At 59.9% G+C, this 23,111-nt stretch carries 21 protein-coding genes; 4 read left to right on the top strand and 17 right to left on the bottom strand.

Translation table 11 applies throughout. The features are described 5' to 3' along the window. Positions 1–8: 8 nt before the first annotated feature. The 8 genes from cvpA to pdxB form a co-directional block, all read right to left on the bottom strand. Positions 9–494, bottom strand: coding sequence for a colicin V production protein (gene cvpA, locus AB8W27_RS06250; protein ID WP_004386645.1), 486 nt, complete (start codon positions 492–494; stop codon positions 9–11). A gap of 232 nt (positions 495–726) precedes the next feature. Next, positions 727–1,449 (bottom strand): cell division protein DedD, encoded by a 723-nt coding sequence (gene dedD, locus AB8W27_RS06245; RefSeq protein WP_015741950.1) that lies wholly within the window; start codon positions 1,447–1,449, stop codon positions 727–729. Then, a complete protein-coding gene (gene folC, locus AB8W27_RS06240) occupies positions 1,439–2,707 on the bottom strand; it encodes a bifunctional tetrahydrofolate synthase/dihydrofolate synthase (RefSeq protein ID WP_015741951.1) in 1,269 nt (422 codons plus the stop codon). Before folC ends, dedD begins: the two co-directional genes overlap by 11 nt. Before the next feature lie 70 nt (positions 2,708–2,777). After that, on the bottom strand, positions 2,778–3,698 hold the full coding sequence (gene accD, locus AB8W27_RS06235) for an acetyl-CoA carboxylase, carboxyltransferase subunit beta (RefSeq protein WP_015741952.1): 921 nt from the start codon (positions 3,696–3,698) through the stop codon (positions 2,778–2,780). Positions 3,699–3,848: 150 nt separating this feature from the next. Then, positions 3,849–4,508, bottom strand: a complete 660-nt coding sequence (locus AB8W27_RS06230; protein WP_015741953.1) for a DedA family protein — start codon at positions 4,506–4,508, stop codon at positions 3,849–3,851. A gap of 25 nt (positions 4,509–4,533) precedes the next feature. After that, positions 4,534–5,346, bottom strand: coding sequence for a tRNA pseudouridine(38-40) synthase TruA (gene truA / locus AB8W27_RS06225; protein WP_041923773.1), 813 nt, complete (start codon positions 5,344–5,346; stop codon positions 4,534–4,536). Continuing rightward, positions 5,346–6,359: an aspartate-semialdehyde dehydrogenase gene (locus tag AB8W27_RS06220; RefSeq protein ID WP_041923774.1), complete on the bottom strand. Its 1,014-nt coding sequence runs from the start codon at positions 6,357–6,359 to the stop codon at positions 5,346–5,348. Before AB8W27_RS06220 ends, truA begins: the two co-directional genes overlap by 1 nt. A 68-nt stretch (positions 6,360–6,427) precedes the next feature. After that, entirely contained in the window at positions 6,428–7,564 is a 1,137-nt protein-coding gene (gene pdxB, locus AB8W27_RS06215; RefSeq protein ID WP_015741956.1) for a 4-phosphoerythronate dehydrogenase PdxB, read from the bottom strand. Between the two features lie 119 nt (positions 7,565–7,683). Between pdxB and flk the strand changes: the two genes are divergently transcribed. Beyond that, the gene (gene flk, locus AB8W27_RS06210) at positions 7,684–8,691 is read left to right on the top strand and encodes a flagella biosynthesis regulator Flk (protein WP_282899127.1); all 1,008 of its coding nucleotides are present in this window, start codon (positions 7,684–7,686) and stop codon (positions 8,689–8,691) included. A gap of 53 nt (positions 8,692–8,744) precedes the next feature. Here the strand turns inward: flk and AB8W27_RS06205 are convergent, their stop codons facing one another. Together AB8W27_RS06205 and fabB are read right to left on the bottom strand one after the other, a co-directional pair. Beyond that, positions 8,745–11,519 (bottom strand): autotransporter serine protease, encoded by a 2,775-nt coding sequence (locus AB8W27_RS06205; RefSeq protein WP_049787154.1) that lies wholly within the window; start codon positions 11,517–11,519, stop codon positions 8,745–8,747. A gap of 569 nt (positions 11,520–12,088) precedes the next feature. After that, positions 12,089–13,306: a beta-ketoacyl-ACP synthase I gene (gene fabB, locus AB8W27_RS06200; RefSeq protein ID WP_015741959.1), complete on the bottom strand. Its 1,218-nt coding sequence runs from the start codon at positions 13,304–13,306 to the stop codon at positions 12,089–12,091. Positions 13,307–13,462: 156 nt separating this feature from the next. Between fabB and mnmC the strand changes: the two genes are divergently transcribed. Continuing rightward, positions 13,463–15,475: a bifunctional tRNA (5-methylaminomethyl-2-thiouridine)(34)-methyltransferase MnmD/FAD-dependent 5-carboxymethylaminomethyl-2-thiouridine(34) oxidoreductase MnmC gene (gene mnmC, locus AB8W27_RS06195; RefSeq protein ID WP_041923776.1), complete on the top strand. Its 2,013-nt coding sequence runs from the start codon at positions 13,463–13,465 to the stop codon at positions 15,473–15,475. A gap of 170 nt (positions 15,476–15,645) precedes the next feature. Next, positions 15,646–17,196 carry a methyl-accepting chemotaxis protein gene (locus AB8W27_RS06190; protein WP_041923777.1) on the top strand — a complete coding sequence of 517 codons (1,551 nt, stop codon included), beginning with the start codon at positions 15,646–15,648 and terminating at the stop codon, positions 17,194–17,196. A gap of 43 nt (positions 17,197–17,239) precedes the next feature. Here the strand turns inward: AB8W27_RS06190 and AB8W27_RS06185 are convergent, their stop codons facing one another. The 6 genes from AB8W27_RS06185 to prmB all read right to left on the bottom strand — a co-directional run bounded on the left by AB8W27_RS06185 (position 17,240) and on the right by prmB (position 21,822). After that, on the bottom strand, positions 17,240–17,518 hold the full coding sequence (locus AB8W27_RS06185; RefSeq protein WP_007762922.1) for a YfcL family protein: 279 nt from the start codon (positions 17,516–17,518) through the stop codon (positions 17,240–17,242). Between the two features lie 28 nt (positions 17,519–17,546). Further along, complete coding sequence (locus AB8W27_RS06180; RefSeq protein WP_015741962.1) at positions 17,547–18,092, bottom strand: elongation factor P hydroxylase; 546 nt, start codon at positions 18,090–18,092, stop codon at positions 17,547–17,549. After that, the gene (locus tag AB8W27_RS06175) at positions 18,092–18,889 is read right to left on the bottom strand and encodes a sulfite exporter TauE/SafE family protein (RefSeq protein ID WP_007762924.1); all 798 of its coding nucleotides are present in this window, start codon (positions 18,887–18,889) and stop codon (positions 18,092–18,094) included. The genes AB8W27_RS06180 and AB8W27_RS06175 overlap by 1 nt, the downstream gene beginning before the upstream one ends. 21 nt (positions 18,890–18,910) lie before the next feature. After that, entirely contained in the window at positions 18,911–19,735 is an 825-nt protein-coding gene (gene mepA / locus AB8W27_RS06170; protein WP_041923778.1) for a penicillin-insensitive murein endopeptidase, read from the bottom strand. A gap of 4 nt (positions 19,736–19,739) precedes the next feature. Continuing rightward, a complete protein-coding gene (aroC, locus tag AB8W27_RS06165; protein WP_015741965.1) occupies positions 19,740–20,825 on the bottom strand; it encodes a chorismate synthase in 1,086 nt (361 codons plus the stop codon). A 64-nt stretch (positions 20,826–20,889) separates the two neighbouring features. After that, positions 20,890–21,822, bottom strand: coding sequence for a 50S ribosomal protein L3 N(5)-glutamine methyltransferase (gene prmB, locus AB8W27_RS06160; RefSeq protein WP_007762927.1), 933 nt, complete (start codon positions 21,820–21,822; stop codon positions 20,890–20,892). 161 nt (positions 21,823–21,983) lie between these two features. Here prmB and smrB point away from each other — a divergent pair, with 161 nt between their 5' ends. Continuing rightward, positions 21,984–22,535, top strand: a complete 552-nt coding sequence (gene smrB / locus AB8W27_RS06155; protein WP_004387043.1) for an endonuclease SmrB — start codon at positions 21,984–21,986, stop codon at positions 22,533–22,535. 75 nt (positions 22,536–22,610) lie between these two features. Here the strand turns inward: smrB and sixA are convergent, their stop codons facing one another. Then, positions 22,611–23,099, bottom strand: coding sequence for a phosphohistidine phosphatase SixA (gene sixA, locus AB8W27_RS06150; RefSeq protein ID WP_015741967.1), 489 nt, complete (start codon positions 23,097–23,099; stop codon positions 22,611–22,613). Between the last annotated feature and the right edge of the window lie 12 nt (positions 23,100–23,111).

Here is a 23,111-nt window from a genome sequence, read left to right as displayed (position 1 = left end):
CGGCACGATTACCGGGGCAGGAAACTTGACGAGCTTTGCAGATAGTCAAAAAACCATCTGATGATGAAACTGAACTGTGGGATGAGCTGCGACTTTTGCCAGTCCTCGCTTTTGGACAGGCCCGTGAAGGTATCAAGAAAGAACAGAATGGCGGCGACAATCAGCACGCCTCGCAAGGCGCCGAAACAGATCCCCAACACCCTGTCTGTACCCGACAGGCCGGTTTTCTCCACCAGCGCGCCAATCACATAGTTGACTATCGCACCGACGATAAGCGTCGCGATAAACAGCACCGCGATAGCAATCCCATTACGTACCAGTTCGTCTTCAAAGCCGGTGAACCAGACTGCCAGGTAAGTGTAGTAATGACTGGCGACAAAGAAAGCGCAGCCCCAGGTGACCAGCGACAACGCCTCTCTCACGAAGCCGCGGATGAGGCTGACCAGGCACGAGAAACCCACTACTGCAATGATGGCGTAATCTATCCAGACCATGAATGTGTCCCACGATAAAACGCCCTGACATCCGGTTCGGGGCGCATTCTAACAGAAAAAGAAAACGTTTGCGTAGGGATTTCCTTTCCACGCGTTAATAAAAAATGGCGTTGAAAAAATCTTCAACGCCATCCGTCCGTTACGCCCGCGGGCGGTAAAAATGCGCCTGCTGCGGGCCGTCTGTGGCGCGATGCGGTTTCTCGGTGCGCCTGCGAAAAAGGCGCCGGACCGCTTAGTTCACGCTGTAATTCATTATCACGCCGTTCAGCCCCGACAGGCTATTCAGCTCGCCCAGCGACGATTTTAACTTATCTTTCGACGCCTCCGGCCCTACCAGAATGCGGGTGATTTTCCCCTGCACCGGCGTGGACGGCGACGTATACGCCCGGTAACCCGCCGAGCGCAGTTTGCCGACTATTTCGTTCACTTTATCGGCATTTTTCAGCGCGCCGAGCTGCACGACATACGCCTTGCCCGCTGGCGGCGTTTGCGGTTTCTCCGGCGGCGTGGTTTTCGCAGGCGCTGGCGCTTCGGCCTCGCTCACCATCGCCAGCTGCTCGTCGGTTCTATCCCGCTGCGGCTTGTTCTGAGGCTTATCGGCAGCGCGCGTTTTCGCGGGCTCCGACGCCTTCGGCTTCGCAGGCGTCACCGGCACTTCATCAAGCTCCGCGCCGGTTTCGGCAGGCAGCCGCGTGGTATCGATGGAAGAAGTCGCCGCGTTACCGGCCCTCACCTCTTCCGCCGCGCCTTCCGGCGGCTGAGACGGCAACGCCTGCGTCGCGGCAGGCAGCATATCCGGCTCGTCGCGATCGCCAGGCTTCGGCACCAGCGGGATCGCCGCGAACTCATCCTGATAATGTTTTTTCTGGCCGTCCAGCAGCCCTGGCAGCACGATAACCCCCAGCGCCACCAGCACAATCGTGCCGACTAATCGGTTCTGAAACTTACTCGCCACCTCGTCTCCCCGCGTCCATCTCTTCCATTACCTGTGCGACGGTATGAAACGACCCGCATACCAGTACCGTATCGGCAGGCTGCGCGTCGGCCAGCGCCGCATGCCAGGCCTGCGCCACGCTATCAAAGACAGCGCTGGCCTGCAGATGTTCCGCAAGCTCTTCGGCGCGGGCGCCGCGCGGCCCGTCCAGAGGGGCACAATACCAGCTATCCACGACCCTCTCCAGACAGGCGAGGGTGCCGGCGATATCTTTATCATGCAGCATGCCGATAACCGCCAGTACGCGCCCGGCGGACGGCGACTGTTCGAGCCGCTGCGCCAGATACCCCGCCGCGTGCGGATTATGAGCGACATCCAGAATGATGCGCGGGGCCTCGCTCACAATCTGGAAACGCCCCGGCAGCGTGGCGCGCGCAATGCCGTCGCGGTAAGCCTGCTCGCTAACCGCAAGGCCGCTTGCGCGAAGCGCGGCAAGCGCGGTCGCCGCGTTAGGCTGCGGCACCTGCGGCAGCGGGAGGTGAGTGAGTTCGCCATCGCCGTCGCTAAAGCGCCAGCCGTCACGATCGGCCTCATAGCGCCAGGCGTCGTTCACGCGCAACAGCCGCGCGCCCTTCTCCCGCGCCACCTGCGCGATGGACTGCGGCATATCCGTCTCGCCCACCACCGCCGGTTTGCCCGCCCGGAAAATACCGGCTTTCTCACGCCCAATGCTTTCGCGATCCGGCCCCAGCCAGTCGGTGTGATCGAGCGCAATGCTGGTGACCACCGCCACATCGCAATCCACCAGGTTGGTGGCGTCCAGACGCCCGCCGAGCCCCACTTCGAGGATAACGACATCCAGCTGCGCCTCCTTAAAGAGCCACAGCGCGGATAGCGTGCCGTATTCGAAATAGGTAAGCGAAGTCTCGCCGCGCACGGCTTCTATCTTTGCAAACGCGGCGGTGTGCTGGCTTTCGGCCAGTTCTTCGCCCTGCACGCGCACGCGCTCGGTGTAGCGCACCAGATGCGGCGAGCTGTAAACGCCCACGCGAAATCCGGCGGCCATCAGCACCGCTTCGAGCGTGCGGCAGGTGGTGCCTTTGCCGTTGGTGCCCGCGACAGTGAAGACAAACGGCGCGGGTTTCACCACATCAAGCAATGCCGCCACGCGTGAGACGCGCTCAAGGCCCATGTCGATGGTTTTACCGTGCAGGTTTTCCAGATAAGAAAGCCACGTGGCCAGAGGCGACGTGGCTTGGGGAAGATGTTGCTTTTCCATGGTGCCCGTATCCTGGTTACGGTTCATAAACAAGAAGGGCAGCGCCTGGTGGCCCTGCCCTTCATGACTATCAGGCCTCTTGATCCTGCTCCGGCACCGGCGGCACCACCACCGCTTCACGCGGCGCGTCCGGGCTTGGCGCCGGGAGGTTCATCAGCTTCGCCAGAATGCTGGCAAGCTTCAGGCGCAGCTCCGGACGACGCACGATCATATCGATAGCGCCTTTTTCGATCAGGAACTCACTGCGCTGGAAGCCAGCCGGCAGTTTTTCACGCACGGTCTGCTCGATAACGCGCGGACCGGCGAAGCCGATCAGGGCTTTCGGCTCGGCGATGTTCAGATCGCCAAGCATCGCGAAGCTCGCGGAAACGCCGCCCATGGTCGGGTCGGTCAGCACGGAGATGTACGGCAGTCCGCGCTCCTGCATTTTCGCCAGCGCAGCGGAGGTTTTCGCCATCTGCATCAGCGACATCAGCGCTTCCTGCATACGCGCGCCGCCGGAGGCGGAGAAGCAGATAAGCGGGCAGTTGTCTTCCAGCGCCTGCTCAACCGCACGCACGAAACGCGCGCCAACGACGGAGCCCATGGAGCCGCCCATAAAGGCGAACTCAAACGCCGCCGCGACGATCGGCATACCGTGCAGGGTGCCTTTCATCACTACCAGCGCGTCTTTCTCGCCGGTTTCTTTCTGGGCGCTCGCCAGACGGTCCTTGTATTTTTTGGAATCACGGAACTTCAGCACATCTTTCGGCTCAAGCTCACTGCCCAGTTCCACCAGCGACCCTTCGTCTAACAGGCTGTGCAGACGGTCGCGCGCCGCCATGCGCATGTGGTGATCGCATTTCGGGCAAACCTCAAGGTTACGCTCCAGTTCGGCGCGGTAGAGTACCTGGCCGCAGCTGTCGCACTTGGTCCACACCCCTTCCGGGATGTTTGCCCTGCGAGTGGGAGTAATATTGCTTTTATTGAGAATTCGTTCAATCCAGCTCATTGATAACCTTTCTGCCTGAACCTGGTCGATGCCAGTTTTTCTGTGGGGGCGCATAATGCCATTATTGCCTTCCACAGACCATAAATGGTGCTCATTAAACCATAACGGCCCGCGACTTTGGATAAAAAAGTGGTCGAACCGCCAGAGGGCTTATTTTGTCTGGCGCGCCGCGGCGCGTTTATGACGCACCACTTCATACACGCCCGGCAATACCGAGAAGACAATAATGGCGACGATCAGCAACTTCAGATTGTCCTGAATAAACGGCATCGCGCCAAAGAAGTAGCCTGCGTAGGTAAACAGCAGAACCCACAACAGCGCGCCCACGACGTTAAACAGAGCAAAATGACGGTAGGACATATGCCCCATCCCGGCGACGAACGGCGCGAAGGTGCGCACGATCGGCACGAAACGGGCGAGGATAATCGTTTTACCGCCGTGGCGCTCATAAAACGCATGCGTTTTATCAAGATAGCTCTGCCGGAAGATTTTTGAATCCGGGTTGCTGAACAGCCGCGCGCCAAAGAGTCGGCCTATAGTGTAGTTCACCGCGTCGCCGAGGATCGCGGCGATGACCATTAAAAGCGCCATCAGGTGCACATTGAGATCGTTGGACGGCAGCGACGAGATAGCCCCCGCCACGAACAGCAGCGAATCGCCCGGCAGAAACGGCGTCACGACCAGCCCGGTTTCGCAAAACAGGATCAGGAACAGAATCGCGTATACCCAGATCCCGTACTGTGCCACCAGTTCCGCCAGATGCACGTCGATATGTAAAATAAAATCAATCAGAAAGCGAATAATATCCATACTGGTTCTTCTTCCCCGACTGCCGTCAGTCAGCTAAAAAAAGTGGGCCCATCGGCGGCTTCGGAAGCGCAAACTGCGCCGGATAATCCACCGACACCAGATACAGCCCTTCCGCTTTCGCCGTCGCTGCCGCGAGCGTTCTGTCCTTAGCCGCCAGCAGTTCTGCCATCCAGCTCTCCGGCTGGTTACCGCAGCCTATTTCCATCAGGCTGCCAACGATATTGCGCACCATATGATGCACAAACGCGTTAGCCTTGATATCCACCACAATGTACGCCCCGAAGCGCTCAACGTTGATATGCATCAGGTTGCGCCAGGGCGTGCGGGACTGGCACTGCACCGCGCGAAACGAGGTAAAGTCGTTCTCGCCGATAAGGCACTGCGCCGCCCGGTGCATACGCTGTGCGTCCAGCGGCAGGTGGTAATGCGTCACCCCCTGCGAGAGCACCGCCGGCCGCAAACGGTGATTATAGATAACGTAGCGGTAACGGCGAGCCGTGGCGCTGAACCGGGCGTGGAACTCCGCGGGCACATCTTTAACCCAGCGCACCGCGATGTCACCAGGTAAATTCGCATTTACGCCCAGCGTCCAGGCGGCGTCCTTGCGCACAGCGGTGGTTTCAAAGTGCACCACCTGGCCGGTGGCGTGCACGCCCGCGTCGGTGCGGCCCGCGCAGAAGACGTTAACCGGCTCGTTCGCCACCTGCGAGAGCGCCTTTTCAAGCTTTTCCTGAACGCTGCGCACTTCCTGCTGACGCTGCCAGCCGTAATATTTACTGCCGTCGTACTCAATGCCGAGCGCGATTTTCCTCACCGGCTTTTCCAGACCTTCCGACATCAGTACACGTACTCCTGCAGCAGTTTCTCCGCGGTTTTGATGGCCATCAGCGCGCCGCCGAAGCGCACGTTATCGGCGACCGACCAGAACTGGATCTGCTCCGGCATCCCGTAGTCGTTACGCACGCAGCCGATAGAGAGATGCACGCTGCCGGAGGCGTCGCCCACCTGGGTCGGATAGTCATTCTCTTCCGACAGCGCGATATCCTGATCGCGCTCCAGCGCGTCGCGCGCCTCTTCCGCCGCGAGCGGTCGCAGCGCTTCGAAATTCACGATCTGGGCGTGGCCGTAAAACACCGGCGCCTGCACGCTGGCCACGGAAATCATCAGCCCGTCGTCCTGCAACACTTTGCGCACTTCATCCACCAGACGGCGATCCTGGCGCACGCTGCCTTCGCGGTCCGGCAGCAGCGGCAACACGTTGAACGCCAACTGGCGGCCAAAGTGATCGTCGTCATCGACCGGCATCCCGTTCAGCAGGCGCGCGCTCTGCCCCGCCAGCGCATCCACCGCCGCTTTGCCCTGGGCGGATGCCGCCAGCAGGTTCGTCACCTGAATACGCGACAGCCCGCCCGCTTCCATCAGCGGGCGCAGCGCCGTCAGGAGCTGGCTGGTCAGGCTGTCCGCCACCGCCACCACGTTACGGTTACGGTAATCGGCCAGCACATACGGGTTCACATCCGGCACCACCAGCGGCACGTCCGGCTCAAGCGCAAACAGGCCGCTGGAGTCGATAACCAGACAACCGGCGTTGGTCGCGTCATCAACATAGCGCGCGCTGGCCTCCGGGCCCGCGACGAAAAAGGCGAGCTGCGCCTGGGTCCAGTCGAAATTCTCAGCGTCCTGCACCTGCACGCTTTTACCGTTAAAGCGCAGCGTTTCGCCCGCGCTTTCGTTGCGCGCCAGCGCATAAAGGTCACCCACCGGGAACTGACGCTCGGCGAGTTGCTCAAGCAGGGCCTCTCCCACGGCGCCCGTCGCGCCCAGTATGGCGATATTCCAGCCTTCAGACATGGTGGTTTTACTCCAGAAAATAAAAATGCCTTCCCCGCCCGTTGTGCGGGGAATAAGAGAATCAGCGATTAACGGATCGGATGATGGGTCGCGTTAAAACCCAGCTTTTGCAGCAGCGCGGCGGCGGCTTCGTCATCGCACTGCACATAGAGCGACGACCATTCGCGGCGCTCCTGGTAATTTTTGCGAAGCTTATCAAACTCGCCCGGCACGCCCGCCACACGCCGAAGCGGGGCATCGTCGCGGCGCACATCATACACCAGATGCACCAGCCGTTTCAGCGTCGCCTGATCGAGCGGCCCCTGGAGCGTCACGCGGCCGAATTCCGGCGGCGGCAGCAGTGTAGCCAGCGCCACCTGCTGCGGTGAGCCGAGGAACTGACTGTACGCCTCAAACACCTGCGTGGTGCCGCGCGCTTTGCCTTCGAGCGTATAGCCCGCGATATGCGCGGTGCCAATATCAACGCGTTTTAAAAGCTCAACGTTCAGCGCAGGCTCCGGCTCCCAGACGTCCAGCACGACGCTGAGCGGCTGCCCCGCCTCAAGGCGCGCCAGCAGCGCGGCGTTATCGACCACCGGGCCGCGGCAGGCGTTAATCAGGATAGCCCCAGGCTTCAGGCGCGCGATCAGCGCCTCGTCGGCCAGATGCAGCGTTTTGTACGGCCCGTCTTTAAAGAGCGGGGTATGGAACGTGAGGATATCGGCCTCGCGCACCAGTTCGTCAAGCGGGCGGAAATCGCCGCAGTCGCCGCGATCGGCACGCGGCGGATCGCACAGCAGCGTGCGCACGCCTAACGCCTCCAGGCGCGCCTGTAAGCGAGAACCGACGTTGCCTACGCCGACGATCCCGACGGTGCGGTCGGTGAGCGCAAAACCGTCGCGCTCGCCGAGCATCAGCAGCGCGGAAAAGACATACTCCACCACCGCAATCGCGTTGCAGCCAGGCGCGGCGGAAAACGCGACGCCCGCCTCGCGTAAATAGTCTTCATCAACGTGGTCGGTGCCCGCCGTGGCGGTACCGACAAACCGGATGTTTTTACCGTCCAGCAAATCGCGATTCACCTGCGTCACCGAGCGCACCATCAGGGCGTCGGCATCGCTCAGTTCCGCCTGCGGGATCGGGCGGCCCGGCACGGCCTGCACCTCGCCAAGACGGCTGAACAGCTCGCGTGCGTAAGGCATATTTTCATCAACGAGGATTTTCACGTTTCTCTACCTGTTTATGTGCGGGAGATAGCCGTTAAGTGTGCCATAATCTCGCCGCCAGGCATACTTAACAGCGTGGTTAGTTTCGCGGCACTGTCCGGTCAGGTTAAGGATTATTGATGATGCAACCCATTCATGGCGCCACGCCCCGCCCGGCGGGCGAGCCTCCCACATCGCCCCACTCCGCAGGCGAGCAGCCGCTTTCCACTCAGCAGCGCACGGTGCTGGAGCGGCTTATCACCCGCCTCGTGGCGCTGACCCAGCAGCAAAGCGCTGAAGTCTGGGCCGGTATGAAGCACGATCTGGGCCTAAAGAGCGATGCGCCGCTGCTCTCCCGCCACTTTCCCGCCGCGGAGCAAAACCTTAACCAGCGGTTAGGCCAGGCGCAGCAGTCCCACACGCAGCGCCAGGTGTTGTCGCAACTGACCGAGCTTCTGAGCGTCGGCAACAACCGCCAGGCGGTGAGCGATTACATTCGCCAGCAGTTCGGCCACACCGCGCTGAACCAGCTTTCCGGCGAACAACTGAAAAGCGTGCTGACGCTGCTGCAAAACGCGCAGCTTAATATCCCGCAGCCGCAACAGCGCCCGGCGACAGATCGGCCGATGCAGCCTGCCGAGCACAATACCCTCAACCAGCAGGTGACCAAGCTTGCGGCCGCAACCGGCGAATCGCCGAAGCTTATCTGGCAGTCGATGCTGGAGCTTTCCGGCGTGAAAAGCGGCGAGCTGATCCCGGCGAAGCATTTCGCGGCGCTCTCCACCTGGCTTGTCGCGCGCCAGACGCTGGCCGACCAGCCCGCGCCGACGCTGCACAGCATTCAGGCCGCGCTGCGCCAGCCGCTGGAGTCGCGTGAATGGCAGGAGATAAGCGACTACGCGCAGCAGCGCTTCCAGGCGACGCCGCAAACGGTGCTAACCACCGCGCAGGTGCAGGATATTCTTAATCAGGTCTTTATTCGTCGCTCTGAAGGGTCGCCGGAAACGCTCGAAGTGCGCCATATTCAGCCTATCTACAGCCCGTTTATCGCGTTTTTCACCCAGCCGATGAAGCAGATTTCCGCCAAACCCGGCCTTGCGATGTTCCTGCTGGTGCTGGTTCTCCTTCTGCTCTGGCTGGTTATCTGACAGACAGCAAAAAGGCGTCTTTCGACGCCTTTTCTTTTACTGCCATTCACGTATCAGAAACTTAACGACACGCCCGCTATCACGCTGCGGTTGCTGTTGCGCCCGTCGCTGGTCTCCTGCTCGCCGGTCAGATTCAGGTTCAGCGCCGGATTGACCTGCCAGCCCAGCGACACCGCGCTGGTGAGCGTTTTCTCAGGCGCCGTCACGCCGTGGAGCGGCACCGACTGATCCACGCCGGTAAAGCTCGCCTGATAGCGCCCTTCATCCTGGCTTAACGCGCGTTGCAGATGGGTCTGAAAGCTCAGATCCAGCCGCCCGTGGGTTTTCAGGTCGAACGCATAAGCCGCGCGCAGCCCTGCGCCCGCCTGCCAGCGTGTGGTGGTCTGGTTGTCGGCGCGCAGGCCGAAACCCGAGGCGCTTTTCTCGCTAAAGGCGTCCTGCTTCAGCGTGATGTATTGCGTATCGACAAACGGCGTCACTTCCAGACCTTCTACGCTGAAGCGATAGCCGGTCTCGCTGCCAAGCGACATCCAGCTGCCGCTCTGGCGGCTGTTGACGCGCTCGGAACGGCTGCCGAGCCACAGCATACGTTTCTGCTGGCCGTCGTAATAACCGGATGCCAGGCGCCCGGTCAGGTAGTAGCCGCCGTAAATCTTGCCGCCGTACAGCGCGGCTTCGCTGAGGCTGCCGGTGTTGCGCTCGCCGCCGCTGCTCAGCGCGCTGAATGTTTCCGTGCGCGAGAGCGAAGTGCCGATAAACGTATGCTCATCGATAAACCGATCCTGGCCGGTCACCCACCCTTTCATGGAATAACTGACCGGCGAGAACCCGTTGCGTCCGAGGCTGCCGTTCCAGGAGAGCGTGTCGCTCCAGCTGCGGCTTTGCGGCGCGTCGAGCAGTTCACTGATGTGCGTCGCGCTGCTGCGCTGATTCACATTGATAGCCTGCCAGGTCAGGGCCGCCGTTGCCGCCGGAAGCTGGCCAGAGAGACTCTCCAGCGCCGCGCGGGCAGACTGATTGTTCGGGATGCGCTGCAATTCGGCTGCCGCCGAGGCGAACGAACTGGCGCGTACCGTCACGCCGCTCGCCACCTGCTTATCGAGCTGCGTGAACGCCTGCTCCAGACGCGCCGCGCCGGAAAGCGAGGCCGCAGACGTGCTGGCGACTTTCGTCTGCGTGACCTGCAAACGTTTGATGTTAAGCCATACCTGCTTTGTGCTGTACCCGAGCGAGCCGGTCAGGAAAACGCCCGCCGACTGCGTAAAGCGGCTGAACCGGCCAGACAGTGCGCCAGCGTTGACTACCGGCTGGCGCGCCTGGGTGACGTAGCCTGTCGGCACGCCAAGCAGATGCAGATTCCCCGCAAGCGTCGCGCGTCCGGTGACATCCAGCGTCGAGCCGAGCATAAACGCCAGGCTGCCGGTGGCGCGCTGCGTGTAGTTGCGCACAAAGCGCGTTTTGCCGTCACGCAGCAGTACATAACCGCTGTTATCGACATTGCCTTTTACCGTGCGTACATCCAGCGTGCCCGCGCGACCAATCGTCACCGCGGAGGCCAGGCTTTTCGCGGACGACAGCGTGCCGCCCAGCACCTGCGTTGTGCCGGTGTAGCTGGCGTCCTGCGTCAGCACCAGCTTACCGGTACCGCTTTTAACTAATCCGCCGCTGCCGCTGATAGCATTGCCCCAGGTCGAGGTGTAGCTGTTAAACGCCACGCTCACGGTGCCCCAGTCAAATTTCGCCGGGCCGTTAATCGCCTTCGCCGCATTCAACAGACCGTAGCCAAACACCGCGTCCACACCGGGCGCGCCGATGTCGGTCGCGGTGCCGAGCACCGTCTGGCGCACCAGATCGTTAGTGAAATAGGGGTATTTCTGCCACACCATCGCCGCCACGCCGGAGACCTGAGGGGCGGCGAAGGACGTGCCGCTGACCAGGCGCAGCACCGGTTTGCCGGTGCTGTCGGTCGATTGCACATAAACGCTGCCAGGCGCCGCCAGACAACTGTTTTTCATGACGCCGCAGCGGTTGGCGTAGCTTGCGATATAGCTCGGGTTAAAGGTGTCGACCGCCGTGGCGACCAGCCAGCCTTTATCCAGTCCGGATTTCGGTGACAGCGAAGGAAGCTTCGCTACGCCTACCGGGTTCGCCGCGCCGTCGTTGCCGCTCGCAAACACAATCAGCCCGTTGTACGACGAGATAAACGGCTTCCAGGCGTTCACGAAATAATTGGTCGTGGCGGTACTGGCCGGGTTCCAGTCAGGGATACCCCAGGAGTTGTTAATGATCTTCGCGCCTGCACGCGCCAGATCGTAGTTGATCTGCCCGAAGTTCAGGCTCTGGCGGGTATTGGCGACATCAGGAATGATACGCGCGCTGATAAGCGTCGCGCCCGTCGCGGTGCCGCCGGTAAACAGATCGGTCTTACGGCCCGCAAGCGTCTGGGCGACCATCGTACCGTGGCCGCGGACATCGCCGACGCTCAGATTGTTGGTGTTCGGATCGACATAGTTCAGGGTGCCCTTCACCACGCCCAGTAGGGCCGGGTGCGTGGTCAGAATACCAGTATCCGCCACGCCGACTTTAATGCCCGCGCCGTTGATGCCCGCCGCGCGCGCGGTGGACGCGCTGGTGATGAACAACGGTCGGTTAAAGTTAGTGCGCGTGACAACATCCGCGGCCATTACAGAAGGCGCATACGTAAAGACGTCATCGGCATCCTTTTTTACGCTGGCAGAGGCCGCACCTGAACACGACAGGATAATGAGTGGAATCACTCTCCCTTTGGTTAATAAAGTCCCTTTACCCAGAGATGTGTCTGTGGGCATGGTTGGTTTCCCCGGCTGGCAAGGCCTCGTAAGAGGCAAACAACTAGTCCCTGAATTCCGCAAACAGATTTCGGATTTCTTTTATGCTGCGTCCTTCACTCTTATCTTTTTGAAAAGATTAAGAATGGCATGATGTGATATGCGTTTCCGCTAAGCGTTACCGTTAATAGAATTCAACGACCGCTTATCTATACATAGATATATCGTCAAAAAATGCCGTAACTTTATGGAAGGAGCCAATAAAGTGACTCTTGTTGAAATAAATATTATTTATCAGCTAGTTATTTTTAAGTTAAATTAATTTTTAATGACTTAAGTGAAATTAAATAAATCACCAGTTATTTAAGCTCAGGTAAAATAACGCAATTTTTGAATAGCCGTGACGTGCCAGGGTTTGAAGGTAACATCTATTAAAACAAGAGGTTATTCTTAAGATAAATTTTATGTATGACGCCGCGGCGACAAGGAGATTATCCGGAATATTTCAGATAAGGAAATGCGGGAAAGTAAAACGCGGGAGATAAACATAAAAAAAGGAGCCTTTCGGCTCCATTTCTTTTAAAGAGACATTACGCCTGGTATTTACGCATGACCAGCGTGGCGTTGGTGCCGCCAAAACCAAAGCTGTTGGACATGACGGTCGTCAGCTCGCGCTCAACTGGCGCGGTGATGATGTTCATGCCGTTCGCCTGCTCGTCCAGTTCTTCAATGTTGATGCTCGGCGCGATAAAGCCGTGCTCCAGCATCAGCAGGGAGTAGATAGCCTCCTGCACGCCTGCGGCGCCCAGCGAGTGGCCGGTCATCGCTTTGGTCGCGGAGATAGCCGGCGTGTTGTCGCCGAACACTTCACGGATAGCGCCAAGCTCTTTCACGTCGCCAACCGGCGTAGACGTACCGTGGGAGTTCAGGTAGTCAATCGGCGTATCCAGACCGTGCATCGCCATCTTCATGCAGCGTACCGCGCCTTCGCCAGAGGGCGCGACCATGTCGGCACCATCGGAGGTTGCGCCGTAGCCGACGATTTCTGCGTAAATGTGCGCGCCGCGCGCCAGCGCGTGCTCCAGCTCTTCGACCACGACCATACCGCCGCCGCCTGCGATAACGAAACCGTCACGGCTCGCATCATAGGTACGGGAGGCTTTTTCCGGAGTCTCGTTGTATTTGGTAGAGAGCGCGCCCATCGCGTCGAATTCACACGCCATTTCCCAGCCCAGCTCTTCGCCGCCGCCGGCGAACACGATGTCCTGTTTGCCAAGCTGGATCTGCTCAACCGCGTTGCCGATGCAGTGCGCGGAAGTCGCACACGCGGAGCTGATGGAGTAGTTAACGCCGTGGATTTTAAACGGGGTCGCGAGGCAGGCGGAAACCGCAGAGGCCATCGCTTTGGTGACCACATAAGGGCCGACCGCTTTCAGGCCGCGCGGGCTGCGCATCGCGTCAGCGCCGAACACCTGGGCTTTGGACGAACCACCGGAGCCGGCAACGATACCGACGCGCGGGTTATTCTGATACACCTCGTCGGGCAGACCCGCGTCTTTGATAGCTTCCTGCATGGAGAGGTAAGCATAAATAGAGGCGTCGTTCATGAAGCGCACCACTTTACGGTCAATCAGACCGGTCGTGTCCAGCTTCACGTTGCCCCAGACGTGGCTACGCATACCTGCGTCGAAAAATTCTTGAGAGAAAGTGATCCCCGAGCGTCCTTCACGCAGGGATGCCAGGACTTCCTGCTGGTTATTACCGATGCTGGAAACAATGCCCAGGCCAGTAATTACTGCACGTTTCATTCAATACCTCTTCGAGTACGCTAAGTAAGTGTCGTGTCGCAAGATAGCGTACAGTTGTACGCCGAACAAGTCCGATCAGCCAGATTGGCAAGAAATTTGCGATGTCCGACCGGGCTCGCTAAGATCGTGCGACTGCCTGTCATTCGAGCAATTTACGTGAAACCTATCGCCATCCAGCCTGCCAGCCTGACGTTTAATAATGAGGGTACACCTGTTTCCCGAGATTTTGATGACGTTTATTTTTCCAATGACGACGGTCTGGAAGAGACCCGCTACGTCTTTCTGAACGGCAATCAGCTCCCTGAACGCTTTATGACACACCCGCGTGACAGCTTTATTGTCGCCGAAAGCGGGTTTGGCACCGGGCTTAATTTTCTGACGCTCTGGCAGGCGTTCGCGGCGTTTCGCGACGCGAACCCGGACGCCGCGCTACAGCGCCTGCACTTCATCAGTTTTGAAAAATTTCCGCTGACGCCTGCCGATCTTGCCAGCGCGCACGCCCACTGGCCGGAACTCGCGCCCTGGGCGCATCAGCTCCAGGCGCAGTGGCCGATGGCGCTGCCGGGGTGTCAGCGGGTGCTGCTGGATGACGGTCGCGTCACGCTCGATTTATGGCTCGGCGACATCAACGAACTGGTCGACACGCTGGATGACACACACAACCGCCAGGTGGATGCCTGGTTTCTGGATGGTTTCGCGCCGTCGAAAAACCCCGACATGTGGACGCCCGGCCTGTTTGCCGCGATGGCGCGCCTCGCCCGCCCCGGCGGTACGCTCGCGACATTTACCTCCGCGGGCTTTGTGCGCCGCGGGCTGATTGACGCCGGTTTTAACGTGGTGAAGCGCAAGGGGTTCGGGCGCAAGCGCGAAATGCTGACGGGCGCGCTGAGCGTTGATGCCCCGCCGCCTGTTCGCGCGCCCTGGTATGCGCGCCGCCCGGCGAGCGGTGATAAAGACGTGGCGATTGTCGGCGGCGGTATCGCCAGCGCCCTGCTCGCACTCGCCTTACAAAGGCGCGGCTGGCAGGTAACGCTCTACTGCGAAGATAACGCTCCGGCGCAGGGCGCGTCGGGCAACCGCCAGGGCGCGCTCTATCCTTTATTAAGCCACCATGACGCCGCGCTGGCCGCCTTCTTCCCGACGGCGTTCACCTTCGCCCGCCGACTCTATGACGCGCTGCCGGTCAGTTTCGATAAAGAGTGGTGCGGCGTAACGCAGCTTGGCTGGGATGAAAAAAGCCAGACCAAAATCAGCCAGATGCTGGAGCTCGGTCTGCCAGAATCCCTGGCGCGCGGCGTTGACAGCGATACGGTGCGCGAACGCAGCGGCGTGGAAACCGGCTGCGGCGGCATTGAATATCCGCAGGGCGGCTGGCTCTGCCCGGCGCAGTTGACTGCGGGCGTAGTGACGCTTGCGCAGGCGCATGGCCTGCGGGCGCGTTACGGGCACAGGGTCAGCGCGCTGTACCAGGAAAACGGGAGCTGGCGGCTGGATTTCGCGAGCGGCGCGCAGGCGCGTCACGCCGTTCTGGTGCTGGCGAACGGTCATCAGCTCAGCGGCTTTCCGCAAACCGAAACGCTGCCGGTCTACCCGGTCGGCGGCCAGGTGAGCCATATCCCCACCACGCCGGGCCTCGGCGCGCTGCGCCAGGTGCTGTGTTATGACGGCTACCTGACGCCGCAAAATCCGGCGAACGGCATGCACTGTATCGGCGCCAGCTATCATCGCGGTGTCAGCGAGATGCGCTATCAGGAAGAGGATCAGCAGCACAACCGCCAGCGACTGATCGACTGCCTGCCTGCCGCAGCCTGGACGCAGGAGGTAGACGTCAGCGCGGGCGACGCCCGCTGCGGCGTGCGCTGCGCCACGCGCGATCACCTGCCGATGGTTGGCAACGCGCCGGATTACGCCGCCACGCTTCGCGATTACGCTACGCTTTCCCACCATGCCCGCACGCCGGAAACGGTCGCGCCCGCGCCGGTGCTGGAGAATCTCTTTGTGCTGGGGGCGCTCGGCTCGCGCGGGCTGTGCAGCGCGCCGCTGGCCGCGGAGATGTTAGCCTCGCAGATGAACGGCGAGCCGCTGCCGCTGGATGGCGCGACGCTCGCGGCCCTGAATCCTAACCGGCTGTGGGTGCGTAAACTGCTGAAAGGCCGCGCGGCCGGTTAACGCTTTTGCGGCGCGTCAGCGCGCGCCGCAATGGCTGGTACACGCTTCTGATATTTCTGAAAAAACATTTCACTAAAGGTTGATCCAGGTTAATAAAGCCCTCTGCGGAAACCCAGGCGCGTGCCGTTAATAGTATTTACCGTTCCGGTAAATACTATGGCCCGCTAACAATGAATAATCTTAAATTTTCTCAAAAGATAATAATGAGCCTCTCTGTTATTCTTGCATTGATGCTCGTAATGGGAGCTTTATCACTTTATTTTCTCAGCAATAATAATAAGAGCGCATCGTTTATTCTGACCGAGCGCTTTCCGGCCGTCCGGTATACGCTTGAAATGCGTGGCGTTTTATCGGAACTACGCCTTCAGCAGGTGCAGATGATCGCCTCCACTACGCATGCCGAGAGAGAAAAGCATCAGAAAGAGTTGCAACAGGCGATTAATAATTTCCTCGACGCGCAACATCATTATGTTCGTTTATATCAGGGGGCCGCTCTGCCGCCGCTCGCGACAAAAATCGTCGATAATTTTAAAGCGTTTTCACAATCCAATAGTCAGGTGCTGGCGGCATTAGCACAGGAAGACATTGTGCTTGCCAGTAAAATCAGCGGCGATAACTCGCGCCAGTACCGCACGCAATTGATGGCGGATCTGGCTGAACTTGAGAAAAACGAAATCGCCGCGGCGGACGTCGAGGCGAAAAGCGCGGCGCAGGGCTATTCGTCCGCGACATGGATACAAATTATCCTCGGCATGGTGGCGCTTGCGGCAAGCGGCGTGATTGCGACCCTGCTTACGCGCAACCTGATGCGTCAGCTCGGCGGTGAACCGGCCAAAGCGCAGGCGATCGCGTACACCATTTCGCAGGGCGATCTGAGCCACCCGGTGACCTGGCGCGGCGATAACAATCTGCTGAGCTCGCTCGGCACGATGCAAAATGAACTGCGTAAGCTTATCTCTGCCATTCGCCACTCGGCGGAAACGGTCTTCAACCACGCGGGCGAAATCGCCTCCGGCAACCGCGAGCTTTCCGCTCGCACCGAGCAGCAGTCCGCCGCGCTTATCGAAACCGCAGCCAGCATGGAGCAGATCACCTCCACCGTGAAAAATAACGCCGAGCATACGCATCAGGCGCGGCTGATGGCGGGCAACGCCGCCTCCAGCGCTCAACAAGGCGGCGTGGTGATGAGCCAGGTTTCCGGCACCATGCAGGCGATTTCCGCAAGCGCAGACAAAATGACCGAGATTATCGCCCTGATAGAAGGGATCGCGTTTCAGACTAATATCCTCGCGCTGAACGCCGCCGTAGAGGCCGCGCGCGCCGGGGAGCACGGCAAAGGGTTCGCGGTCGTTGCGGGCGAAGTGCGCAATCTCGCCCACCGTAGCTCAGAAGCGGCAAAAGATATTCGTCAGCTGATTGCCGGCACCACCAATAAAGTGGGCGAAGGGGCGACGCTGGTGAAGACGGCGGAAAGCGCCATGCACGATATCATCGCCAACGCGACGCGCGTTCACGATCTGCTGAACGAGGTCAACATGGCGACGCAGGAGCAACAGCGCGGCATTGAGCAGATAAACCTGGCGATTGCGGAACTGGATAAAGTGACGCAGAGCAACGCGTCCATGGTGGAAGAGCTGGCGGGATCGGCGGATGTGATGTCGGAGCAGGTGACCCGGCTGAACGCGGGAACGCGGGTGTTTAGGCTGGAAGCACAGGCGTAATAAGGTGATGACCTGCGCGCCCGGCGCGCGCAGGTTTTCAGGCTCAGTTGAGCTTAGCCTGCTGGAACAGGTTATCCCACATGCCCAGCACCAGCGACTGATCGCGCGGCGAGAGTTCGCCCGCGTGGATCGCGGTTTCGAGACTGTTAGTCACCTGGGTATACACCGCCTGCTGGGAGTGGTCGTCACCCTGCTCAAGCGCCGCGACAGCAAGCGTCAGGTGCCCGCGCAGATAGCCGCTGGCGAACAGTTCGTCGTCGCTCGCGTGCTCCACCATCTCATCAATCAGCGCCAGAATACGTGCTTCAAATTCGGCAATCATTCGTTTTCCTCGGTTAATAACATGGCGATTAGCACAAGTCTTCCGGCCATGGGAATTGTTGCGCCGCCAGCGGCGGCGTCTGGTAAAAATCCTGTAATGCCGCGATAAAGCGCGCCGGACGTTCGGGAATGCCGTCGGTCAGATACTGCATCACCTGGCCGTGTACCCGGCGCTGAAACGCAATGCGATCCGGGTCGAAATCGCCGTTGAGGTTGTCGCAGCTGACGTTAAACGGAAAGCCCGCCGCCACGCAGAACAGCCATTCCAGCGCCTGCGGTTTGACTTCGACGTCTTCAAACTGGCTCTGTGTCTGCGCATCGCGCCCGTCCGGGCAATACCAGTAGCCGAAATCCACCAGCTCGCGCCGCGCTTTACCCGCGATGCACCAGTGCGAAATCTCATGCAGGGCGCTGGCGTAAAACCCGTGCGCGAAGACCACGCGGTGATAAGGCGCATCGGCATCTGCCGGAAGATAGATCGGTTCGTCGTCGCCTTTAATCAGACGGGTATTAAAATCGACGGCAAAACAGCCGTCGAAAATAGAGATTAAATCCTGATAGTGGTGTTCACACATTACGCCATCCCCAGCCAGTGGAGGATCTCCTGTCCGTGGCTGTCATATAACAATTTGGCGCTCATCACCGCCGAAACGATAACGATCATCGGGCGGATCAGGCGCTGTCCTTTACTTAATACCAGACGCGAGCCTAAGCGCGCGCCGAGAAACTGACCGGCAAGCATCACAAAGCCGGTACCCCAGATAACTTTGCCGCCGATGATAAACAGCAGCAAACCCCCGACGTTAGAGGTGGCGTTAAGCACTTTGGCGTGGGCGGTGGATTTGGCGAGGTTAAAACCGGCGAGCGTCACAAACGCCAGCGCATAAAACGAGCCCGCGCCGGGGCCGAAAAAGCCGTCGTAAAAACCAACGCAACCGCCCGCCACCAGCGCGAACGGCAGGCCATACAGCCTGCGCTGGCGATCGTCCTCGCCAAGGCGCGGCATCAGCAGAAAATAGAGGCCGATGGCGATCACCAGCACCGGCAGGATCTGGCGCAGAATATCGGACTGCACATGCTGCACCAGCAGGGCGCCGCTGGTGGAGCCGATAAACGTCATCAGGATGTTGAGTTTCTGGTCACGCAGGCTGACCACGCCGCGACGGATAAAATAGAGCGAGGCGGACAGCGAGCCGCCGCACGCCTGCAGTTTATTGGTCGCCAGCGCCTGGGCAGGCGACATGCCCGCCGCCAGCAGCGCGGGAACGGTCAACAGCCCGCCGCCGCCCGCGAGGGCATCGATAAAGCCCGCCAGCAACGCGACAAAAAAGAGCGCGGTCAGCAACAGCGGCGAAACCATAAACCAGTCCATCACGGCCATCCTTAGTCGGTGTTAAAGAACGTGTTTGTCGAGCAACGCCTGACACGACGGCGGCAATGGCGGCGGCGTGGTTTTCTCAGGTTTGCTGCTGCCAGGCGCCGCAGGCTTAAACCAGCTTTGCAGCTCGTCGCCGCAGCCATCCCCCGCCGGCGGCGGATCCTGCTCCACGCACTCCAGGCTGTCCGGCGGGCAACGCAGACGCACGTGCATATGGGCGCGATGCTGGAACCACGGACGCACTTTGCGCAGCCAGTCGCGATCCGGCCCGGCATCCAGGCAGAGCTGCTGCTTGATGGCCGGATTTACGAAGATGCGGGTCACTTCATCATCAAGCGCCGCGAGCTTGATCAGCCCGCCGATTTCCGGCTTCCAGAGTGACTGCACCACGGATTTCCCGTCGTCTGACACCAAATCCAGCGCCTGCGGACGGCGCAGTTGCGCCGCGCTCCAGCGCGTTTTCGGCAGTTGCAGGAAAATATCGACATCAAGCCCCGTCTGGTGACTGGCGTGGCCGCCGTTAAAGCGCCCGCCCGCCGGCATACCCATATCGCCCACCAGTACGGTGCCGAGCTGTAACTGATTGACCTGATTGCTCAGACGTTCGATAAAGCGCACCAGCTCCGGATGACCAAAATAGCGGCGCTGGTCGGTACGCATTATCTGATAATGCTCTGACTGTATCGGCAGCGGCTGCGCGCCGACGATACACCCATTGGAAAAGGTACCGATCGACTGGGCGGCGCCCGGGATCGGCTGCGTGATTTTCTGCCACGGCGTGGCGGCGCTTGCCGCGCTGCAAGCAAGCAGCGCCAGCAAGGCTAAGCAGAGTTTTTTCATTTACTTACCAGCGAGGAAGCGTGGTGGTGACATCCGCGTTCTGGGCGCGGTGACGCAGCAGGTGATCCATCAGCACGATAGCCATCATCGCCTCGGCGATCGGCACCGCGCGTATGCCCACGCACGGATCGTGACGCCCGCGGGTGATCATCTCCACTTCGTCGCCGAAGCGGTTAACGGTGCGGCCCGGCACGGTGATGCTGGAGGTGGGCTTCAGCGCGATATTCGCAACAATCTGCTGGCCGCTGCTGATGCCGCCGAGAATGCCGCCCGCGTGGTTGCTCTGAAACCCCTCTTTGGTGATTTCGTCGCGGTTCTCGCTGCCTTTCAGCGCCACGACGCCAAACCCTTCGCCAATCTCAACGCCCTTAACGGCGTTAATGCTCATCAGCGCGTGGGCGATGTCAGCATCGAGACGGTCAAATACCGGCTCGCCGAGGCCCGGCGGCACGTTGTCGGCGACAACCGTCACTTTCGCGCCGATGGAGTCGCCCTCTTTTTTCAGCGCGCGCATCAGTTCGTCCAGCGCTTCCAGCTTATCGGCATCCGGTGAGAAGAACGGGTTCTGCTCCACCTGCGCCCAGTCTTTGATATCCAGCGGAATATCGCCCATTTGGGTCAGGCAGGCGCGGATGACGATGCCGAATTTCTGCGCCAGATATTTTTTGGCGATAGCGCCTGCCGCCACGCGCATGGCGGTTTCACGTGCGGAAGAGCGCCCGCCGCCGCGATAGTCGCGCAGGCCATATTTCTGTTCGTAGGTGTAATCGGCATGCCCTGGACGGAACACATCTTTAATGGCGCTGTAATCCTGGGAGCGCTGATCGGTGTTTTCAATCAGCAGGCCGATGCTGGTGCCGGTCGTCACGCCTTCAAACACGCCGGAGAGAATTTTCACCTGGTCCGGTTCGCGGCGCTGCGTGGTGTAACGGGAGGTGCCAGGACGGCGGCGATCGAGATCGTGTTGCAGGTCGGCTTCGCTCAGCGCAATGCCCGGCGGCACGCCGTCAATGATGCAGCCGAGCGCCAGACCATGCGACTCGCCGAAGGTGGTTACGCGAAAGAGTTGTCCAAGAGTGTTGCCTGCCATCACGGCTCCGTTGTCGTGTCGTTGTGGTGTTGTCGTTATTCAGCGGGCCCGCGCCCGCCTGTTTTTAATCTTTGTAGATGCTGAAGTGTTCGCGCGCGCTGATGAGCTGCGCTTTAGTCAGCATAAAGACGCCGTCGCCGCCGTTGTCGAACTCAAGCCAGGTAAACGGCACGTCAGGGTACTGCTCCATCAGATGTACCATGCTGTTACCGACTTCACAAATCAGAATACCGTTGTCGGTCAGGTAGTCCGGCGAGCAGGCCAGAATGCGGCGCGCGAGCTTCAGCCCGTCGCTGCCCGCCGCCAGGCCGAGTTCCGGCTCGTGGCGATATTCGTTCGGCAGATCGGACATATCTTCTTCATCCACATACGGCGGATTGGTGACGATAATGTCGTACTGCACTTTCGGCAGGTCGCGGAACAGATCGGAGCGGATCGGCGTGACGTGATGGATAAGCCCGTGCTCTTCAATGTTGTGCTCGGTAACGGCCAGCGCGTCGGTGGAGATATCCACCGCGTCGACTTCCGCATTCGGGAAGGCGTAGGCGCAGGCGATAGCGATACAGCCGCTGCCGGTGCACATATCGAGAATGTGCTGCGGTTCGTGGTCGATAAGCCCGGCGAAGTGATTATTGATTAACTCGCCAATCGGCGAACGCGGCACCAGCACGCGCTCATCGACATAAAATTCGTGGCCGCAGAACCAGGCTTTGTTAGTGAGATAGGCCACCGGAATGCGCTCGTTAACGCGGCGGATCACTCGCTCGACAATACGGTGGCGCTCGCTGGAGGTCAGGCGCGCGGTGCGCATATCTTCCGGAATATCCAGCGGCAGGTAGAGCGACGGCAGCACCAGTTGCACCGCCTCATCCCAGGGGTTGTCCGTGCCGTGACCATACCAGATGCCGGCCGCGCTGAAGCGGCTCACCGCCCAACGCAACATATCCTGAATGGTATGCAGTTCACTGACTGCCTCATCGACGAAAATTTTATCCACACTGCCCTCCGCATGACGCTCCGCGTTAAATTCGGCGGCTAGTTTGCCATGAAGGCGGCGATAAATCAGCAACCGGCGCGTCATCCCCGAAAAATGGCTTTTGTTTGGCGACGCGCCAAACTCGGGTAAACTGCCTGCGCAAAGAGGAAGAAGAGAAGAAGATGAAAAAGAAGCCATCGCTGAGTGAGGAAGAAAAGTCGCTGTTTCGCGCGCTGATGAGCGGAACGCGCGAGCTGAAACAGGACACCATCGTGCACCCGCCTGCGCGTAAAAAGCTGCGCGAGGTGCCGCCCAAACGCCTGTTGCAGGAGCAGGTAGACGCCAGCCACTATTTTTCCGATGAATTCCAGCCGCTTCTGAACAGCGACGGGCCGATGCGCTATGTGCGCCCCGGCGTGGATCACTTCGAGCTGAAAAAACTGCGCCGTGGCGACTATTCGCCCGAGCTGTTTCTCGATCTCCACGGCCTGACCCAGATGCAGGCCAAGCAGGAGCTGGGCGCGCTTATCGCCGCCTGCCGCCGCGAACATGTGTTCTGCGCCTGCGTGATGCATGGCCACGGTAAACATATTCTCAAACAACAGACGCCGCTGTGGCTGGCTCAGCATCCGCACGTGATGGCCTTCCATCAGGCGCCGAAAGAGTATGGCGGCGACGCCGCGCTGTTGGTGCTGATTGAAGTGGAAGAGTGGCAGCCGCCGCAACTGCCTTAATCACACCGAACCTGATAGCAAAAACAGAAAGAGCCGCATCAGCGGCTCTTTTTCTTTTCAGGGTACAGGCGGGTATTACATCGCTTTCGCCATTTTGAGATTGCAGGGGCTCATCTGCCAGTTAAAGACGCCCTTATCGTTATCGCCCTCAACCGTCACGCAGGCGATAGCGGACGTGGAGAACATCGGCGGCGTTTCGCCAGGGCAGAGTTCCGCCACCAGATAACCGACCAGCGGCAGGTGGGAGATAACCATCACCGCGCTGACGCCGTCACGGGCCAGAACATGGAGGTAATCGCTCACCAGACCCACATCGCCGCAGGGCGTAAGCTCCGGCAGCACTTCGGTTTTGACAGGCAGGCTCATGGCCTCTTTCACGACGTCCAGTGTCTGTTCGGCTCGCAGGAAAGGGCTCACCAGAACACGTTCGATATCCACCTTTTGACCTTTTAACCAGGTCGCCATTTGACGGGATTCATCACAACCGCACACGGTCAGAGGACGAACCGAATCACTGGCGGCATCGAGTGCTGCGTCGCCGTGACGCATGATAAAAACTTGCATATTGCACCGCTT

It is taken from the genome of Cronobacter turicensis (assembly GCF_041222865.1).
Classification (GTDB): domain Bacteria; phylum Pseudomonadota; class Gammaproteobacteria; order Enterobacterales; family Enterobacteriaceae; genus Cronobacter; species Cronobacter turicensis.
Note: the sequence above shows the minus strand (reverse complement) of the source record. Positions and strands in the feature narration are given on the sequence as shown.

What these genes read in the sequence shown, in the direction of transcription:
- cvpA (WP_004386645.1), bottom strand. Translation starts at nt 494, where the DNA reads ATGGTCTGGATAGATTACGCCATCATTGCAGTAGTGGGTTTCTCGTGC.
- folC (WP_015741951.1), bottom strand. Translation starts at nt 2,707, where the DNA reads ATGGAAAAGCAACATCTTCCCCAAGCCACGTCGCCTCTGGCCACGTGG.
- accD (WP_015741952.1), bottom strand. Translation starts at nt 3,698, where the DNA reads ATGAGCTGGATTGAACGAATTCTCAATAAAAGCAATATTACTCCCACT.
- AB8W27_RS06230 (WP_015741953.1), bottom strand. Translation starts at nt 4,508, where the DNA reads ATGGATATTATTCGCTTTCTGATTGATTTTATTTTACATATCGACGTG.
- truA (WP_041923773.1), bottom strand. Translation starts at nt 5,346, where the DNA reads ATGTCGGAAGGTCTGGAAAAGCCGGTGAGGAAAATCGCGCTCGGCATT.
- AB8W27_RS06220 (WP_041923774.1), bottom strand. Translation starts at nt 6,359, where the DNA reads ATGTCTGAAGGCTGGAATATCGCCATACTGGGCGCGACGGGCGCCGTG.
- flk (WP_282899127.1), top strand. Translation starts at nt 7,684, where the DNA reads ATGATGCAACCCATTCATGGCGCCACGCCCCGCCCGGCGGGCGAGCCT.
- AB8W27_RS06205 (WP_049787154.1), bottom strand. Translation starts at nt 11,519, where the DNA reads ATGCCCACAGACACATCTCTGGGTAAAGGGACTTTATTAACCAAAGGG.
- fabB (WP_015741959.1), bottom strand. Translation starts at nt 13,306, where the DNA reads ATGAAACGTGCAGTAATTACTGGCCTGGGCATTGTTTCCAGCATCGGT.
- AB8W27_RS06190 (WP_041923777.1), top strand. Translation starts at nt 15,646, where the DNA reads ATGAATAATCTTAAATTTTCTCAAAAGATAATAATGAGCCTCTCTGTT.
- AB8W27_RS06185 (WP_007762922.1), bottom strand. Translation starts at nt 17,518, where the DNA reads ATGATTGCCGAATTTGAAGCACGTATTCTGGCGCTGATTGATGAGATG.
- AB8W27_RS06180 (WP_015741962.1), bottom strand. Translation starts at nt 18,092, where the DNA reads ATGTGTGAACACCACTATCAGGATTTAATCTCTATTTTCGACGGCTGT.
- AB8W27_RS06175 (WP_007762924.1), bottom strand. Translation starts at nt 18,889, where the DNA reads ATGGACTGGTTTATGGTTTCGCCGCTGTTGCTGACCGCGCTCTTTTTT.
- mepA (WP_041923778.1), bottom strand. Translation starts at nt 19,735, where the DNA reads ATGAAAAAACTCTGCTTAGCCTTGCTGGCGCTGCTTGCTTGCAGCGCG.
- aroC (WP_015741965.1), bottom strand. Translation starts at nt 20,825, where the DNA reads ATGGCAGGCAACACTCTTGGACAACTCTTTCGCGTAACCACCTTCGGC.
- smrB (WP_004387043.1), top strand. Translation starts at nt 21,984, where the DNA reads ATGAAAAAGAAGCCATCGCTGAGTGAGGAAGAAAAGTCGCTGTTTCGC.
- sixA (WP_015741967.1), bottom strand. Translation starts at nt 23,099, where the DNA reads ATGCAAGTTTTTATCATGCGTCACGGCGACGCAGCACTCGATGCCGCC.